This is a genomic window from Bordetella tumulicola, from assembly GCF_054779135.1.
This window is the reverse complement of the sequence record NZ_BAAGYU010000006.1, coordinates 970,856-987,866: the sequence shown is the minus strand read 5'-3', so window position 1 is coordinate 987,866 and position 17,011 is coordinate 970,856. Positions and strand designations below refer to the sequence as shown.

Sequence of the window (17,011 nt, the reverse complement as noted above, 5' to 3'; positions counted from 1 at the left end):
CGTCACATGAGCACACTGATGCAATGCGCACGCGCCGCCGCCGCGATGCTGCTGGGCCTGGTTTGTGGAGCGGCTCATGGCGCCTGGCCCGAGCGGCCCGTGCGCCTGGTGGTGTCGTCGGGAGCGGGCGGAACCGCGGATATTCTGGCCAGATCTCTGGCCGAGAAATTGACGGCGGCGCTGGGTCAGCCGTTCATCGTGGAAAACAAGCCGGGCGCGGGCGGTCACCTGGGTGCGGCTCAGGTGGCTCGCGCGCCGGCCGACGGCTATGTGTTCCTGGTAAGCGGCAGCCCGACGCATTCGGTCGGCCCGCACCTGTACAAGAATCTGACTTACGACCCCATGCACGATGTGCCGCCGGTGGCCATGGTGGCAGTGGCGCCTAATTTGTTGGTGGTGGATACCGAGTTGCCGGTCCAGTCTGTGGCGCAACTAGTGGCTCTGGCAAAGCAGCGCCCCGGCGAACTCACGTACTCGTCGGCTGGCAGCGGAACGTCGGGCCATCTGGCGGGCGCCATGCTGCAGAGCATGGCGAACATCCGCATCAAGCACGTTCCGTATAAGACCGGGCCCGAGGCGGTGACCGCCGTGTTGGCTGGAAATGTCTCGATGACCTTTTTTACGATGCCATCAGTGCTGCCCCAGGTGCAGGCCGGAAAACTGCGGGCCCTGGCGGTGACATCCAGTACGCGTACTGCGCTGGCACCCTCAGTGCCCACGATCGCCGAAGCGGGTTATCCCGGTTTCGAGGCGTTGGCCTGGTATGGACTGTTCGCGCCCAGAAATACGCCGCGGGAGGCCACGGACCGGTTGAGCGCTGAGATCAAGCGCATCGTGCAGCATCCGGACATGAAAGAAAAACTGATCCGATTAGGGGCAGAGCCGCATTACTTGAACGCCGAGCAACTGGAGGCGTATGTGCGAGTGGAGTCCCCCAAGTGGAAGGCGTTGATAGATGCCTCCGGCGCGGAGTCGGATTGATGGACACCTCTATGCCGAACGCCGAGCGGATCACGGGCTGGAAGGTATATGTGCGTCAACTGGCCTACGCTCGGCCGGTTCAATGGAGCGATCTGACCGAATCGGCGGCGAGCTTCGTGGTGTTGCGCATCGAGACGGAATCCGGCTGCGCGGGTGCTGCCGAATTGGCCGTCAAGCCCACTTGGGTCGGTGCCACGGCCGCCAGCCTGCGCTGCGTGTTGGCGGAGGTATTCGAGCCATTGGTCCGCAGACAAGGCCTGTCTGACCCGCACCATTTGCGCGTCGCCCTGGAAGCCATTCCTGGTAACCAGCCTGCCAAGACACTGATCGATAACGCATGCTGGGATTGGCTGGCCGCGCGTTCTGGCGTGCCGCTGTGGCGTCGACTGAACGGCACACAAAAGGTGTCCATGTCGTGGGCTGTTACGCGCCAAGCGCCCGAGACGATGGCGCGCGAGGCCCAGGACATGGTGCAACGCTTCGGATTCCGGACCCTGAAGATAAAAGGTGGGCAGGGGCAGACCACGGATCTGGCTTGCATGGCCGCGGTCAGGCGGGCTGTGGGGGACGGCGTCACGCTATATGTGGATGCCAATGGCGCCTATCCGGCCAGCGACGCGCCGACCTATGCCCGGGCCATGGTCCAGGCAGGCGCGGTGCTGGTCGAGGATCCTTGTCCGTTTCATCCGGACCGCGCTTTTGCGACGCTACGGCAGGAAGCGGGCGTGCCGCTGCTGGTGGATTTCGGTATGACGAGCCTGCGCGACGCGCGCCTGTTCCTGGAGCGTGGCGCAAAAGGGCTGAGCCTCAAGCCCGGCCGTTTCGGCCTATCGGATGTATTGGCAATGCAGGAATTGGCTATCGCTTCCGGTTGCAGCATGGTGGCAGGCCTGATGGGCGAGAGCGCGCTGGGAACATGGTCCGGCCTGCAGTTCGCCGCCGCTATGCCTGACCCGGTATTGCCGGCCGAGCTCAGTTGGTTTCTGGCAATGCGCGAGCAATTCATCGCCGACGTGCCATGTGTCATCGATGGAGAGGTTGCCATGCCCGAGTGGCCGTCGGTGTGCGAACGGGTCGACTGGACGGCGATGGCCGATTTCCAGGTGGCGCCATGAACCCCGTGCGCTATCGCGATCTTGCCGTGGGGGCAAGCTACGTTGGTACCGCCCGCACTTTGACTCAATCCGACCTGTCGCTGTCGTGCATGCTGACGGGAGACTGGCATCCCATCCACGCGGATGAGGTCTTCTGTCGCGCCGAAGGCATGCCAGGGCCCATGTTTCATGGGCCCTACGGAATCCTATTGGCCATGGGCATGTCGACCCGCCTGCCCGAGTTCGCCGAGCCGGTGATCGGAGCATTGGGCCTGAGAGAGTGGTGCTACCGGCGTCCCCTGGTGGTAGGCGATACCGTGCACGTTCGCACCTCGATTTGCGAGAAGCGTATCGCGTCGAGCGGCGGGCGTGCCGTGGTCGAGCGGCGTTTCGAACTACTGGACACCCAGTCACGGATCATCCAGGAAGGCTACGGCAGCACATTGCTGCGCTTGGTTTCGGAAGAGGAAGAAACATGATTCTTGGAGATGTCATCGAGCGCAACGCGCGCTGTTATCGCGACCACCCGGCCTTTGTATTCGAGGGGTGCAGCATCAGCCATGGCGAGTTCGCCGAGCGCGTACGGCGATTATGCAACGCTTTGATCGACCTGGGCCTGGAGCGAGGCAGCCGGATCGCCATCCTGGCCCAGAACTGCCCAGAGTACCTGGAACTCTACGCCGCCGCGGGCACCTGCGGATTCATCGCCGTCGGGCTCAATTACCGACTGGCGCAGGCGGATCAGGCGGGTATTCTGCGCGACTGCGAACCCAGTCTGTTGGTGTACGAGCCAGAATATGCCGAGCGAGTTGCCGCATTGCGAGCGGTATTGCCCGAGCATGCACAGGTACTGCGTCTGGGGCCCGGGCCGGATCCAGAGAGTTATGAGCACGCCGTGGCCCGCGCTGACGCGAGCATGCCAGCCTGGCGAGCGCAGGCGGGCGACACCTTGTTCCTCATTTATACCAGCGGTACGACGGGCACACCCAAAGGCGTCATGCTGGGCAACGCGGCGCAGGTGGAGCAGGCACGTATGCTGGCCCTGACCCATGGGGCCAGGCAGGACGACAGGATGCTCATAGTGATGCCCGCCTATCACATCGGTGGGCCCACCGAGTTGCTGAGCTACCTGATATGCGGTGCGACCATCGTCCTGCATCGGAAGTTCGACCCCCGCGAGATACTGACCAGCATCGAAAAGCATCGGGTCACCGCGGCGCATTTCGCACCGATCATGATTCAGGCCATGATTGATGTGCAGACCCGGACGCCTTTCGATGTGTCCAGTTTGCAGATGGTGTGCTACGCCTCTGCGCCTATGTCGGTGGCATTGTCTCGCTTGGCACGCGCGACATTCGGGCCTATTTTTATGCAGGTCTACGGGATGACAGAGCACGGGCCGGGAACGGCCTTGCTCAAGCACCAGCATCTGCCAGACGGTTCGATCTCCGAAGCGTCGCGCATGGCCTCGGCCGGGCAACCCATTCTAGGCGTGGATATCCGTATCGTCGACGAGCACGGCGCTGTGCTGTCCGATGGCCAGATCGGTGAAATCCACATGCGCTCCGCCGCCATCATGCAAGGGTACTGGGGCAAGCCGGACGAGACCGCCGTCGCGTTACAGGATGGCTGGATGAGGACGGGTGACCTTGGCTACTTCGACGAGGACGGCTATCTGTTCATTGTGGATCGCAAGAAAGACATGATTATCTCCGGCGGCGAGAATATCTATTCGCGCGAGGTCGAAGAGGCCTTGCTACTGCATCCGGCGGTGAACGAGGCCGCCGTTATCGGCGTGCCCGACGAGAAATGGGGCGAAGCGGTCAAGGCCTTCGTGGCCCTCAAGCCGCATGCGAGCGTGGATGAGGCAACGCTGATTCAGCATTGCCGCGATCTCATCGCCAGCTACAAGAAGCCGCGCAGCATTGAGATCATGGATGCGCTGCCCCGCCTGCCCAGTACTAACAAGATAGACAAGAAGGCGTTGCGAGCGCCGTACTGGCGCAAGGGTGCCAGACAAGTTGCTTGATATCCAATAACCGGAGACAACAATGAGCGTGATCAGGAAATTGGCAATAGGGGTTGCCGCACTGGTCCTGGGAGCGGGCCAGGCGGCTGCTCAGGACGAGGCATTTCCCACGAAGATGGTGCGCATCGTGGTTCCCTTTACCGCCGGCGGGTTGGCCGATACTGTCGCCCGCGGGCTGGCTCACGAGCTGGCCAGTCGATGGTCGCAATCGGTCGTGGTCGAGAACCGGCCAGGTGCCAATACCATCATCGCGGCCGAATATGTGGCACGGTCCGAGCCGGACGGCTATACCTTGCTGATGGCTAATGATCCCACGGTGTCATCCAATCAGTATCTGTATAGCAAGTTGCCCTATGACCCGGTCAAGGATTTCACGCCAGTCGTCAATGTAGTGCAGACCCGGGAAATCCTGTTGGTGAGTAATGATTTTCCGGCCGGAGACGTGCAGGAACTGATTGCGTTGGCCAAGGCCCAGCCCGGCCACCTTACCTACGGATCCTACGGACAGGGGAGCAAGGCGCACCTGGATGCCGAGACGTTTTCCGCGCTGGCGGGAATCAAAATGAATCACGTGCCTTACAAGGGTGTTACCGACGTCATGACGGCGCTGGTGGGAGGGCAAATCAACATGGCCATGGTGGGCGTGCCGCCGTCCATCCCCATGGTCAAGGCGGGCAAGGTGCGTTTGTTGGCCGTGGCCGCACCGCAGCGGATCGCGGCCTTTCCCGATACGCCCACGTTCGCTGAACTGGGCTTCGAAACAATGGTATCGCAGGCCTGGTTTGGACTGATTGCCCCCGCAGGGACGCCGCCCGCCGTCGTCGCGAAGATCGCGGCCGATGTCCAACAGGTAATGAGACAACCCGCGTTCCAACACAGATATGTCACGAGCGTAGGGTTGGAGCCCCTAGACCAGGGACCTGAAGAATTCGCCCGTTTCCTGGCGCAAGACCGCCGGGAATACGAGCGCAGCATACGTGCCGTGAACGTGAAGCTGGACTGAGAGGCAGGAGAGTTACTCATGAATTTCGAGCTTGCGCCTGAGCTGCGCATGTTGCGCGACTCGGCCCGGCGTTTCGTGGCAGAAGAACTCGCGCCGCTGGAAGCCCGCTACGCCAATGAGCCAGACATTCCGGACGATGTGCGCCGGGTGTTGCAGGACAAGGCGAAAACGCTCGGCTTCTGGGCCTTCGACTTGCCTGAAGAGGTGGGCGGAGGCGGCGTCGGGGTGACCGGCATGTGTGTCGTTTTCGAAGAGCTGGCGCGTTGCAACGTGCCGTCGTTCCGTGCTCCTACGGTGTTCACCCCTTATCTGGGGCCGGTACTGTTCCATGGCGACGAACGCCAGAAGGCACAATACCTGATGCCCGTCGTGCAGGGTTCGAAACGAACTTGCTTTGCTTTGACCGAAGCGGGCGCGGGCTCGGATCCGGCAGGCATGAGAACCACCGCCGTGGCCGACGGTGTGGATTTTGTTATTAATGGCGCCAAGATTTTCATCACTGGCGCCGACAAGGCAGACTTTGTGCAGTTGTTTGCCAGAACGATGCGAGACGGGCAAGACCTGGGCGTTTCATGCTTTCTGGTTGATCGCGCCACACCAGGCCTTCGACTGGGGCAATGCTTTGATCTGATGTCGCCAGACAAGCCCTGGGAACTACTGTTCGATAACGTCAGGGTGCCGGCCGAGCAGATTGTGGGCGGAATCGGCAGGGGATGGGAACTGGCCCGCGAGTTCCTGGACATGGGGCGCCTGATTCACGGACCCAAGTCGATCGGCCGGGCGCAGCGGGCGCTGGAACTCGCCATCGATTACGCGAATACTCGCCATACCTTTGGGCAACCGCTGGCCAAGCGACAGGCCATTCAGTGGATGATCGCTGATTCTACGGTGGAGCTGCACGCGGCGCGTGCCATGGTCTACCATGCCGCATGGAAGGCCGACCAGGGGCTGGATTATCATCTCGAGGCGTCTGCCGTGAAGCTGTATGCGGACGAGATGTTGATTCGGGTCGTCGACAGGGCGATCCAGATACACGGCGGCCTGGGGCTATCGCGCGAATTGCCACTGGAACTGATGTATCGTGACGCCCGTAGCCGAACCATTACCGAGGGGTCATCCGAGATGCAACGGATGATCATCTCGACAGGCGTGCTGTCCGGCCGGCATGGAGTGAATCGCTTCGACACCTGAACCTGCCGCGCCGTCACCAGCGAACAAGATCGCTCTACGGACAAGGACGATGAATATCGAGACTATCGATCTGAATCTGCTGGTGGCATTCGATGCAATGATGCAAGAGCGCAATGTGACCCGCGCGGGCTTGCGGATAGGCTTGTCGCAGCCCTCGATGAGTCATGCCCTGGTCCGCCTCAGGCAGTTGTGCGGCGACCCATTGTTCGTCAGGGTCAAGAGCGGCATGGAGCCCACCCCGTTCGCCCACCGCATGGCCACAAGTGTCAGGGCGGGGCTGTCCATCTTGCAGGCTGGACTGGAAAGTGCAGTGGCTTTCGATCCGACACAGTCTGAACGTATCTTCCAGGTGTTGCTGAGCGACCTGGGAGAGGTCGTCTACCTGCCGCGCCTGATGCGGCATCTGAAGTCGGCCGCGCCCGGCGTCAGCCTGCGAATTTTGCAGTTGCCGCGCGAAGGCTATCGCGACGCCCTGGAGACCGGGGATGCCGACCTGGCGATAGGTTTTCTGCCGGCATTATCGGCGGGGTTCTACCAGCAGCGACTGTTCAGCGATCAACACGTTTGCCTCATGCGGGCCGGCCATCCCCGCATTGGCCGCCGGCTGAACATCAGCCAGTTCACGGCGGAATCCCACATCATGATCGAGCCAGCGGGTTCGCGCTATAGCCGCGTTTCTCCGCATTCATCGACCACTACGCTGATCGAGCAGTACCTCGAAAAACAGGGACTGCGCCGCCATGTGGCATTGCGGGTGCCGCACTTCACGGTGGTGCCCGAGATTCTCGAAGCGACCGATCTGCTGGCTGTCATCCCCAGCACTGTGGCCCGGGTCATGGCGCCGCTGCGGCGCATCAAGATTCTGCCACTGCCGCTGACGGCGCCCGACTTTGAAGTCAAGCAATTCTGGCACGAGCGCAGCCACCAGGACGAAGGGACGCGTTGGCTGCGAGGTGTGATCGCCAGCCTGTTCATGGAGAGCCGGCCCGTACCAACGGCACCATGAAAGTCTCCACGTTTTGCATATACCAATATTTGTACCAATATAAAAATAGGTTTTCAATTTGGTCTGGTACTGGTACGCTTTGCTGCCATCCAGATGGCGTGATGGCCCACTAAAAATGTCAGAACAAGGAGGAGCACGGTGAATAAAAAAATATTGGTACCGCTAGCTTTTGCGGCAAGTATGGCGTTCTGCGCCGCATTGTCGAACGCGGCGGAGCCGGCCGACTCCTACCCTCAGCGACCTATTGTCATAGTTGTACCATTTGGTGCTGGTGGTTCTGCGGACGTTTACGCGCGTTATCTGGGTGAGCAGCTACAGAAGCAGTTCGGTCAGTCCGTCGTCGTCGAAAACAAACCCGGCGCCGGCGGCGTCATCGGCACGGCTGCCGTGGCGCGCGCTCAGCCTGACGGCTACACCCTGCTGGTCATGTCCAATACGCAGACCGTTAACGAGACCCTGCTCAAGGATAAGCCCTACGACTTGATGAAGGATTTCGAACCTGTTGCGCCGATCAACGAGGCGAGCCTTGTTTTGGTCGGCAAGAAAGGCCTCGACGTCTCCAGCGTGCAGGAGCTGATTGCGCTCGAGAAGAAAAAGCCAGGCGAACTTAACTATGCAAGTTCCGGTATCGGCACGCCGTACCACATCGCCGGCGCCTTGTTCGGGTCGATGGCGGGGACCGACGCGCAGCATGTGCCCTACAAAAGCAGTGGCCAGGCGCGAACGGGCGTGGCGGCAGGGGAGGTGGACTACATGTTCGATGCGATCGCCACGATGCAGGCGTTCGTGAACGACGGCCGCGTCAAGGCGCTGGCCACGACAGGTAAGAAACGTTCGCCCGTGTTTCCGGATATCCCCACTGTCAGCGAAGCCGGCCTGCCTGGCTATGAGGCCAATATCTGGCTGGGTCTGCTGGCCCCTAAGGGTACGCCGCCTGGCATTGTCGCCAAGCTGAATCAGGCCGTCAGCGCGATCGCCAACAATCCGGCTGTCCAACAACAATGGGCCAAGGACGGGGTCGCCCCGATGGCGATGACCCCCCAGGCCTTCCGGGAATACCTGCAGCAGGACATCGCGCGCTTGCGCAAGATCGCGTTGGACGCCAACATGGTTCAGCACTGAAATCAGATGATGCCAGTGAACATTCATGTAAACGGCACGCGTCACGAGATCGTTGCACAAGATCAGCGTTTTCTGCTGGACATCCTGCGCAACGAGCTCGGCTTGAAAGGGTCGCATTTTGGCTGCGGCGAGGGCAATTGCGGCGCGTGCATGGTTTTGGTCGATGACGTGCCGGTCTATGCTTGCAATACCCCTCTATGGTCGGTGGCCGGCAAGCAGGTGGTTACGGTAGAGGGGCTGGGCCGGCATGGCGCCGGCGCTGCCGTGCAGTGCGCCTTTATCAAGCACGGTGCGGCACAATGCGGCTACTGTACGTCCGGCATGGTGGTGGCGGCCACCGGACTGCTGATCAACTGTTCGTCTCCGGACGGCAACGCAATCCGCGAGCACATGGCCCGCAATTTGTGCCGCTGCGGCAGCCATCTGCGGGTGATCCGGGCTATTAACGAGGCGGCGGCCGATATCGGTGCAGACCAACCATGAAAGCCGCATTTTCCCCGCTTGCCTCTGATGATGGTGTACCGGTCAGCCTGAAGAGCAACCCGATGCTATCCACCTGGATCAGCATCGCCACCGAAGACGCTGGATACGTGTGCATACGCTCCGGTAAGGTCGAACTAGGGCAGCACATTCTTACCGCGCTCGCGCAGATCGCGGCGCAGGCGCTGGCCGTGCCCATCGCGCGCATCAAAATGGCGCCGGCCTGCACGGATAGCAGTCCCGATGAATCCTTCACGTCGGGGAGTCTGTCCATCCAGCATTCGGGAATGGCACTGCGTGTGGCATGCACTCAGGTACGGCAGCTGTTCTTGCAGCACGCGGCATCTGTGGCCGGTGTGGATGCAAGCGTGATCAGCGTGCGCGATGGAGTTTTTTTGGCAGTGGACCGGGAACTGGGCACTTACTGGAGTCTGGCTCGCGATGTGGATCTGGCGGTGCCGGTCGAACCGAATTCTGATCTGGTCGCGGCCCGATTCGAGGCCGGGTCGAGCGAACCGGCGTTCGGTCTGGCTGACAAGGTGCATGGCCGGTATGGTTTCATTCATGACATGCCGCTGCCGGATGGTTTGCATGGCCGCATGTTGCGGCCGCCCGCTATCGGCGCTCAGCTCTTGCACTTGGATCTGGCTGCTGTGCAGGGTCTGGAATGCGCCGTGCAGGTAATACGGGACGGTTCGCTCGTGGGTGTGTTGGCCGAACAGGAACACGTGGCCGATTTGGCCGTGACCAGGCTGGCGTCATCCGCTCAATGGCGCGAGCAAGCCTGCCTGCCGACCCAGGACGAACTGCCGGCGTGGTTGCGTCGCCAGCCGTGCGATACCCTGGTCTATCGGCAAGCCGGGCAAGCTGACCTGGACGGCGTGGCCGTCGCGGCGACATATACAGGCGATTACTTCAAACCCTTCATCAAGCATGCTTCGATTGGGCCGTCTTGTGCGTATGCCTGCCTGCGCGACGACGGCACACTGAAAGTGTGGACGCACGGCCAGGGCATCTACAACCTCAGGGCCGACCTTGCTGTTTCGTTCGGTATGGATCCAGAGCAGATCGTCGTCGAGCATGTGCCGGGGTCGGGCTGCTATGGCCACAACGGCGCCGACGATGCCGCCTTTGACGCAGCCTGGTTCTCATTACATGCGCCAGGGCGCCATGTGCGAGTGCAGTGGTCCCGCGCCGATGAATTGTGCTGGGCGCCGCAAGGACCGCCGATGTCCGTGCGGCTGCAGGTTGATGTCGATGCACAAGGCCGGATACTCGACTGGCGCACTGACGCGTGGGGACCAGGCCACAGCCTGCGGCCCGGCCGGGCGCAAACGCCGACGCTGCTGGGCAGCTGGTATCGAGAATCTCCCAGCCCGTGGCTATCGGCGATCAACGCACCGATAGCGGCGGGTGGAGGTACCGAGCGCAATATCATTCCTTGCTATGACATCCCGTGCAGCGCGCTGTCGTCGCACCGTGTCATCGATATGCCGGTACGCACCTCTTCGCTGCGCTCTCTGGGGGCGTTCGCCAATGTGTACGCCATAGAGGCCATGGTCGACGATATCGCGCGGGCCCATGACATCGATCCGGCGCAATATCGCTTGAGCATGCTGTCTGATGCGCGTGCCATCGCCGTCATCAACGCCGTGCGTGACATGAGCGGCTGGGACACCAGGCAGGGCGGCGGCCAGGATATCGGGTGGGGAATGGGTTTTGCCCGCTACAAGAACAAGGGCGCGTACTGTGCCGTTGTTGCCCGAGTGTCGGTGGCCCAAAAAGTGTCTGTGCATGATCTGTTCATCGCGGTGGATGTGGGCGAAGTCATCAACCCGGATGGGGTGATGCAGCAGATCGAGGGCGGTGCCATCCAGGCTTGCTCTTGGGCCATTATGGAACAGGCGCGCTTCAGTGACAGGATGCTGATCGACGACACATGGGACAAGTATCCGATCATCCGGTTTACCGATGTTCCTGATGTGCAGGTACGGATACTGGCCCGGCCGGACGAGCCTGCGGCCGGCGCCGGAGAACCCTCGTTGGGGCCTGTGGCAGGGGCAATCGGGAACGCAGTGCGTGACGCGCTGGGGGTGCGGGTGTCGACTTTGCCCCTGGATTTTGACAATATCGTGCGGGCCATCGAGGCTGCCGCATGACGTGTGCAATAAAAGGAGCATAAATGAAGCTGTCCATCTTGAGCGGGGGCGCTGCCTTGGGCCTGGTCGACACGGTGCGTGCCGGATTCGAAGCCGAAACCGGTTGCCGAATTGAGGGTGAGTTCGGCGCCGTGGGTGCCATGAAAGAAAAATTGCTGGCCGGGGCCGATTGCGATGTCGCGATCCTGTCGCGCAAGCTGGTCGATGATCTCGTCAGCGCCGGCCAGTTGCAGGCGCAGAGCGTGCGCGACCTGGGCGTCGTGAGCACCGGCGTGAGCGTCAAAGCAGGCAATCCGTCGGTGTCCGTGGATTCGCCAGCGGCATTCGGGCAGGCCTTGCAGGATGCAGACGCGATCTATGTGCCAGACATGCAACAGTCCACGGCGGGAATACACATGAAGAAAGTATTCCAGCAATTGGGTGTCCTGCAAGACATTGCCGCGAAGATCAAGGAATTTCCCAACGGTGCTACCGCCATGAAAGCAATGGCGACGGCACCTGGCCGGCCTTTGGGCTGCACGCAGATCACCGAAATCCTATATAGCCCGGGCGTGCAAGCGGTGGGCCTGCTGCCCAAGGGTTGCGAACTGGACACGGTGTACGCCGCTGCCGTGTCCACCGACACTCGCCAGGCTGAGCTGGCACGCCAGCTTATCGATGTGCTGACCGACAGCGGCCTGGACGCATACAAGAACGCGCATGGATTCCGAGTGTGATCCCGGGTATCGGCGTTTGCGCAGACGGCAACTAGACGGCAACCATTTTTAACGAAAAAGGAATCAACGTGAGGCTAGCAGCATACGAAGAACAGGGCATTGCCCGTATCGGCATCGTCTCGGATGACGGTCAGTCGATCCAACCCCTGGATCTGGACGGTGTGGATGCCAGGTTAGGGATCCTACCCCTGATTACCGCGCAGTTGCCTCTTGCCGATCTCGCCCGCCAAGCGGGTCCGGCCCGCTCGTTGAGCGGCGTGCGCTTGCGCGCGCCCGTACCGCGACCCGCACGCAATGTTTTTTGTGTGGGCCGCAACTACCATGAGCACGCCAACGAGCTATCTGGCTCCATCTTCAAAGACAGCAAAGACGGCGAGGATTGGCCCATTATTTTCTCGAAGGTGCCCGAATCGGTCGTGGGCCCCACCGACGATGTGCGCTTGCCCCAGGGGATATCTGCAGATATCGATTACGAGGCCGAACTGTGCGTGGTGATCGGCAAGCAGGGTAAGAATATCACCCGCGCTGATGCGCTAGACCACATCTACGGCTACACCATTGTGAACGACGTGACTGCACGCGATGTACAGCAGCGGCATCGTCAATGGCACCTGGGCAAATCGTTCGACACGTTCTGCCCCATGGGCCCCTGGATCGTCACCGCCGACGAACTGCAAGCCGGTAGCCTCGACATTCGCTGCCTGGTCAACGGCGAAGTCCGGCAGTCAGCCAATACGCGCGACCTGATTTTCGATATCGGCACCATCATCGAAAACTGCTCGCGCGGTATCACGCTGTATCCTGGAGACGTCATCGCGACGGGTACGCCGGCGGGTGTCGGGATGGGCATGAACCCGCCGTGTTTCCTGAAAAACGGTGATGTCGTGCGCGTCGAAATTCAGGGCATCGGTCACATCGAGAACGTGTTCAAGGTATAGTGTGCGCTCTTCCTGAGCCACACCATGCAAAACTTCCCAGCCGATGATCATGCTCATCCGGGCAGCCTGGCGGTGCCGCTGGCATCCGCCGTAGGCTCGAAGGCGGCCAGGCTGTTCTGGCAGCATCTCGACGCGCAATTGTCCAGCGGCAAGCTGCCGCCTGGTTCTCGGCTGCCGCCCGAGCGGCAGTTGGCCGAGCAATTCCGCATATCCCGAGGAACCGTGCGCCGGGTGCTCAAGCACCTCGAGGCTGAAGGCCGCATCGTCGGTATTCGCGGCAGCGGCACCTTCGTCCAGTCCGCCCCCGATGGCCAGGCCGAACCGCCGCATGTTCCCGAACTTGCCAGCCCGGCTGAACTGATCGAAGCGCGCATCTATATCGAGCCCCTATTACCGGAATTGGTGGTGCGCAATGCGCACGCCGATGATTTCAATGCCATGGAGCAGTGCCTGCGCCGCGCGGAGCAGGCGCAGACTCTGGCTGAATTCGAAACACTGGATCACGAGTTGCACCGGCTCTTTGCTGTGGCTACGCACAATTCTTTCTTTATCCACATCATGGATATGGTTGGCAAGGCGCGCACAGAGGGGGGCTGGGGCGTCCTGAAACAGCGCAGCTACACACCTGAACGGCATCGGCAGTACATGCAGCAGCATCGCGCCATCGTCGAGGCGCTCAAGAACCGCGATCTGGACGAGTCGCGCCGACTTATGACCGAACACCTGGTGCTGATCCGCAAGAATCTGTTTGGCGATTGAAGCGTTGCGGCTGGGCGCGACTGTCCCGGGCGACCTGGTCGGTGCTTGGAGCCAACAAGCATATTGGCAGCTACCATTAGTACTCCAACGTACAGCCCAAGATCCGCTAGGGAGATAGCTGATGGACAAATCCTCATCGATAGAAGACCCGGACACGCGTCTGCTCGTCTTGGAACGCAATTGCTGGCGTATCGAACAAGCGGATCGGTTTGCTTTCATTGTCGATGCTGATGATTACTTCAGGGCGGTGCGGGTCGCCATGCTCAATGCGCGTCAAAGCATCTTCCTGATTGGTTGGGATTTTGACTCACGCATCCAATTGGAGGCTGGCGAGGGCGACACGGGGCCGTTGACCTTAGGCGATTTTTTCCTCTGGCTGGTGCGGCGGACGCCCGCCCTGGAAATCAGGCTGCTACGCTGGGACACCGGCGCCTTCAAAGCGATCTTCCGCGGCAATACCTTGGCTACCGTCCTGCGCTGGAAGGCCCACCCCCGCATTACGCTGAAGCTCGATGGTGCGCATCCGATTGCCGCCTCTCATCACCAGAAAATCGTTGTGATAGACGACAAACTGGCTTTCTGTGGCGGTATCGACATTACCAGCGAGCGCTGGGATCGGCGCGAACATGCCGATGCGGATCCGAGCAGGCTACGGCCCAATGGCACGCCGTACGGCCCCTGGTATGATGCCACCAGCGCTCTGGACGGCCCCGCCGCGCTGGCGATGGGCGATCTTGCGCGCCATAGATGGCAATTGGCGACGGGAGAACAGCTCAAGCCCGTTTCTTGCGAGTCCGATCCCTGGCCGTCGGGTCTGGCGCCCACTTTCGAGGATGTCTCGCTAGGCATAGCACGGACCATTCCGCAAATGGATGACGAGCCAGGTGTTTATGAGATTGAGCAGATGTACCTGGACCTGATCACCAGCGCCAAACGAGTCATCTATGCGGAAAGCCAGTATTTCGCGTCACGCAAGATTGCTCGTGCAATAGCCCAGCGCCTGTGCGAGCCGGACGGGCCGGAGATCGTCATCATTAATCCGAAAACCGCTGAAGGTTGGCTCGAACCACTGGCGATGGATAGCGCGCGTGCGCGGTTGGTAGAGGCGTTGCGGCGAATTGATAAGTATGGGCGGTTTCAGATCTATCATCCGCAGACGGCGAGCGGCGAGTCCATCTATGTCCACGCCAAAGTCCTTATCGTGGACGATCGTTGGCTGCGAGTCGGATCGTCCAATTTCAACAACAGGTCCCTGCGGCTGGACACCGAGTGCGACGTGACGGTGTCGGTCGATCAGTCCGACGCGGTGCCCGCTCGCGCAAAGATCGCTGCCTTGCGCGATGATCTGCTTGCCGAGCACTTGAACACCGAGCCAGCGCACGTCGCCGAGACACTGAGCCAGACGCGATCCCTCATCGCCACGATAGAACGCCTACGTCAGCCCGGCCGTACGCTCGTGCCGTATGTCATTCCCGAATTGAGCGATACAGAGCAATGGCTGGCAGACAACCAGATCCTCGACCCGGAGGGGCCTGAGAAAATCTTCGAACCCCTGAGCCGACGGGGTCTATTCAGGAAATGGCGACGACCGACCAAGCGCCCTTGACGCTGCGGACGACGCGCGTAAAGCCACAACTGCATTGCGCGTAGGCACGGTACTTGCTGCGTCTCCTTCCAAATCACGCATGTGACCTGGCGACTAAGGAGGCGATCAAAAGTGACCCAACTCATTGACCATCGATATGCCCTGGTTGTGCACCCAGTGCAAGCGGTATTTCTGGCGGGGGCTTTTCCCTTGTTTCTCGGGGCTGCCCTCAGCGATGCAGTCTATGCGCAATCTTTTCACATCCAGTGGAATAACTTCGCATCGTGGCTTCTGGTGGGCGGTCTGGTGTTTAGTGGTGTCGCGCTGATCTTTGCGATTATCGATCTCTTTCGGCCTCATCAACGCGCACGGGGAATCATTCCCTATGTCTTGGTGCTGCTGGCGGTGTGGGTCGTGGGTTTCTTCAATGCGCTCGTGCATGCCCGCGATGCATGGGCGAGTATGCCTACCGGTCTGGGCCTGTCGATAATCGTCGTGGTGCTTGCCTGCGCGGCGATATGGCTGGGCTTTCGTACCCCGCACATCAGAGGCGCGACATGAAATACCTTAGCTTGCTTGCCGTGGTCCCGCTGTCTGCGGCGTTGGGCGTATGCAGCGGCCAAGCCGGACCTGCGCAGATCGGCCCGGACCCTGAATTGCCCCAGCCCGAACGGGGACTGCTGCCCGACATGGTGATTGCAGAACCGGCAGAATGGGGGGACAAGGTACCGACGGTGCCAGACGGCTATACGATTACCGCCATCGCGACCGATCTCAAAATACCGCGACAGACGCTGGTATTGCCCAATGGTGACATCCTGGTGGCTGAGGGCCGTGGCGGCAACGCCCCGCCACTCAAGCCTAAAGACGTGATCGCCGGCGTGATCAAGGCCAAGGGCACCAGCCCGATAAAGGGCGGTAATCGCTTGACGTTGCTGCGCGACGCCGACGGCGATGGCACCTATGAAACGTCGACTTTCGCGGAAAACCTGAATGCGCCGTACGGCCTTGCATTGGTGGATAACAATCTCTATGTCGCCAACCAGGACGCCGTGGTGCGATTCGACTACCAGCCAGGACAAACCAAGGCGAGCGGTCCACCTGAAACGGTGACGCCCTTGCCATCGGAAATCAACCACCACTGGACCAAAGCCATGGCCGCCAGTGCCGATGGGCAATATCTGTATGTAGGCATCGGCTCCAATAGCAACATCACGGAACGCGGCATGACGGCGGAGGTCGACCGCGCTCTTATCTGGCGAATAAATGCCCGCACCGGCGAACACAAGGCGTACGCCACGGGGCTGCGCAACCCCACCGCACTGACTATCCAGCCCGATACGGGTCAATTGTGGGCAGTCGTGAACGAACGCGATGAGCTCGGTCCGAACTTGGTCCCCGACTATCTGACAGCTGTCCAGGAAGGTGCCTTTTATGGCTGGCCGTACAGTTATTGGGGCCAACACGTCGACGAGCGTGTGCGACCGCAAGACCCGGAGAAGGTCGCCGCTGCGATCAAGCCGGACTACAGCTTGGGGTCGCATGTCGCGGCACTGGGCGTCGACTTTTCGGCCGACGCGATGGGTGGACAGTTCGCCAACGGGGTTTTCGTCGGAGAACACGGCAGTTGGAACCGCAGCGAACCCGCGGGCTACAAAGTGGTCTTCGTGCCATTTCGCGATGGGCGGCCGTCCGGTGCGCCCGTAGATTTCGTCGCGGGGTTTCGCGATAGCGATGGCAAGACCCGTGGCCGTCCGGTGGGTGTGACAGTCGACCCACGCGGCGCACTTATCGTTGCGGATGATCTTTCGAATACGATTTGGCGCATAACGCCGACGCAGACTACACAGGCGCCACAGCCGGTCGTGACGGCGCCGAAGAACTAGGCAGTCTCAAACGGAGCATGCCTCGACGCGTAGTACTCGCAGTCTATTTTCATTCACGTGCT

16 protein-coding genes are annotated in these 17,011 nt (G+C 60.9%); all 16 read left to right on the top strand.

Annotation, left to right across the window (positions count from 1 at the left end; all coding sequences use genetic code 11):
- Positions 1 to 6: 6 nt before the first annotated feature.
- The 16 genes from ACYVDM_RS08320 (at position 7) to ACYVDM_RS08245 (ending at position 16,949) form a co-directional block, all read left to right on the top strand.
- A complete protein-coding gene (locus ACYVDM_RS08320) occupies positions 7 to 981 on the top strand; it encodes a Bug family tripartite tricarboxylate transporter substrate binding protein (protein WP_415792089.1) in 975 nt (324 codons plus the stop codon).
- Positions 981 to 2,096, top strand: coding sequence for a mandelate racemase/muconate lactonizing enzyme family protein (locus tag ACYVDM_RS08315; protein WP_415792088.1), 1,116 nt, complete (start codon positions 981 to 983; stop codon positions 2,094 to 2,096). The genes ACYVDM_RS08320 and ACYVDM_RS08315 overlap by 1 nt, the downstream gene beginning before the upstream one ends.
- Complete coding sequence (locus ACYVDM_RS08310; protein WP_415792087.1) at positions 2,093 to 2,554, top strand: MaoC/PaaZ C-terminal domain-containing protein; 462 nt, start codon at positions 2,093 to 2,095, stop codon at positions 2,552 to 2,554. Before ACYVDM_RS08315 ends, ACYVDM_RS08310 begins: the two co-directional genes overlap by 4 nt.
- Positions 2,551 to 4,104 (top strand): class I adenylate-forming enzyme family protein, encoded by a 1,554-nt coding sequence (locus ACYVDM_RS08305; protein WP_415792086.1) that lies wholly within the window; start codon positions 2,551 to 2,553, stop codon positions 4,102 to 4,104. The genes ACYVDM_RS08310 and ACYVDM_RS08305 overlap by 4 nt, the downstream gene beginning before the upstream one ends.
- A 22-nt stretch (positions 4,105 to 4,126) precedes the next feature.
- Positions 4,127 to 5,107 carry a Bug family tripartite tricarboxylate transporter substrate binding protein gene (locus ACYVDM_RS08300; protein WP_415792085.1) on the top strand — a complete coding sequence of 327 codons (981 nt, stop codon included), beginning with the start codon at positions 4,127 to 4,129 and terminating at the stop codon, positions 5,105 to 5,107.
- 18 nt (positions 5,108 to 5,125) lie between these two features.
- Positions 5,126 to 6,298, top strand: a complete 1,173-nt coding sequence (locus ACYVDM_RS08295) for an acyl-CoA dehydrogenase family protein (RefSeq protein WP_415792084.1) — start codon at positions 5,126 to 5,128, stop codon at positions 6,296 to 6,298.
- A 49-nt stretch (positions 6,299 to 6,347) separates the two neighbouring features.
- On the top strand, positions 6,348 to 7,304 hold the full coding sequence (locus ACYVDM_RS08290; protein ID WP_415792082.1) for a LysR family transcriptional regulator: 957 nt from the start codon (positions 6,348 to 6,350) through the stop codon (positions 7,302 to 7,304).
- Positions 7,305 to 7,442: 138 nt separating this feature from the next.
- Positions 7,443 to 8,426 carry a Bug family tripartite tricarboxylate transporter substrate binding protein gene (locus ACYVDM_RS08285; protein ID WP_415792081.1) on the top strand — a complete coding sequence of 328 codons (984 nt, stop codon included), beginning with the start codon at positions 7,443 to 7,445 and terminating at the stop codon, positions 8,424 to 8,426.
- 6 nt (positions 8,427 to 8,432) lie between these two features.
- The gene (locus ACYVDM_RS08280) at positions 8,433 to 8,909 is read left to right on the top strand and encodes a (2Fe-2S)-binding protein (protein ID WP_415792080.1); all 477 of its coding nucleotides are present in this window, start codon (positions 8,433 to 8,435) and stop codon (positions 8,907 to 8,909) included.
- Positions 8,906 to 11,065, top strand: a complete 2,160-nt coding sequence (locus ACYVDM_RS08275; RefSeq protein ID WP_415792079.1) for a molybdopterin cofactor-binding domain-containing protein — start codon at positions 8,906 to 8,908, stop codon at positions 11,063 to 11,065. Before ACYVDM_RS08280 ends, ACYVDM_RS08275 begins: the two co-directional genes overlap by 4 nt.
- A gap of 23 nt (positions 11,066 to 11,088) precedes the next feature.
- Positions 11,089 to 11,781 (top strand): molybdate ABC transporter substrate-binding protein, encoded by a 693-nt coding sequence (locus tag ACYVDM_RS08270; protein WP_415792077.1) that lies wholly within the window; start codon positions 11,089 to 11,091, stop codon positions 11,779 to 11,781.
- A 68-nt stretch (positions 11,782 to 11,849) separates the two neighbouring features.
- Positions 11,850 to 12,719 carry a fumarylacetoacetate hydrolase family protein gene (locus tag ACYVDM_RS08265; RefSeq protein ID WP_415792076.1) on the top strand — a complete coding sequence of 290 codons (870 nt, stop codon included), beginning with the start codon at positions 11,850 to 11,852 and terminating at the stop codon, positions 12,717 to 12,719.
- Between the two features lie 24 nt (positions 12,720 to 12,743).
- Positions 12,744 to 13,478, top strand: coding sequence for a FadR/GntR family transcriptional regulator (locus tag ACYVDM_RS08260; protein ID WP_415792075.1), 735 nt, complete (start codon positions 12,744 to 12,746; stop codon positions 13,476 to 13,478).
- Positions 13,479 to 13,599: 121 nt separating this feature from the next.
- A complete protein-coding gene (locus tag ACYVDM_RS08255) occupies positions 13,600 to 15,084 on the top strand; it encodes a phospholipase D-like domain-containing protein (RefSeq protein ID WP_415792074.1) in 1,485 nt (494 codons plus the stop codon).
- Between the two features lie 111 nt (positions 15,085 to 15,195).
- On the top strand, positions 15,196 to 15,624 hold the full coding sequence (locus ACYVDM_RS08250; RefSeq protein WP_415792073.1) for a DUF2231 domain-containing protein: 429 nt from the start codon (positions 15,196 to 15,198) through the stop codon (positions 15,622 to 15,624).
- Positions 15,621 to 16,949, top strand: a complete 1,329-nt coding sequence (locus ACYVDM_RS08245) for a PQQ-dependent sugar dehydrogenase (protein WP_415792072.1) — start codon at positions 15,621 to 15,623, stop codon at positions 16,947 to 16,949. The genes ACYVDM_RS08250 and ACYVDM_RS08245 overlap by 4 nt, the downstream gene beginning before the upstream one ends.
- Positions 16,950 to 17,011: the final 62 nt, after the last annotated feature.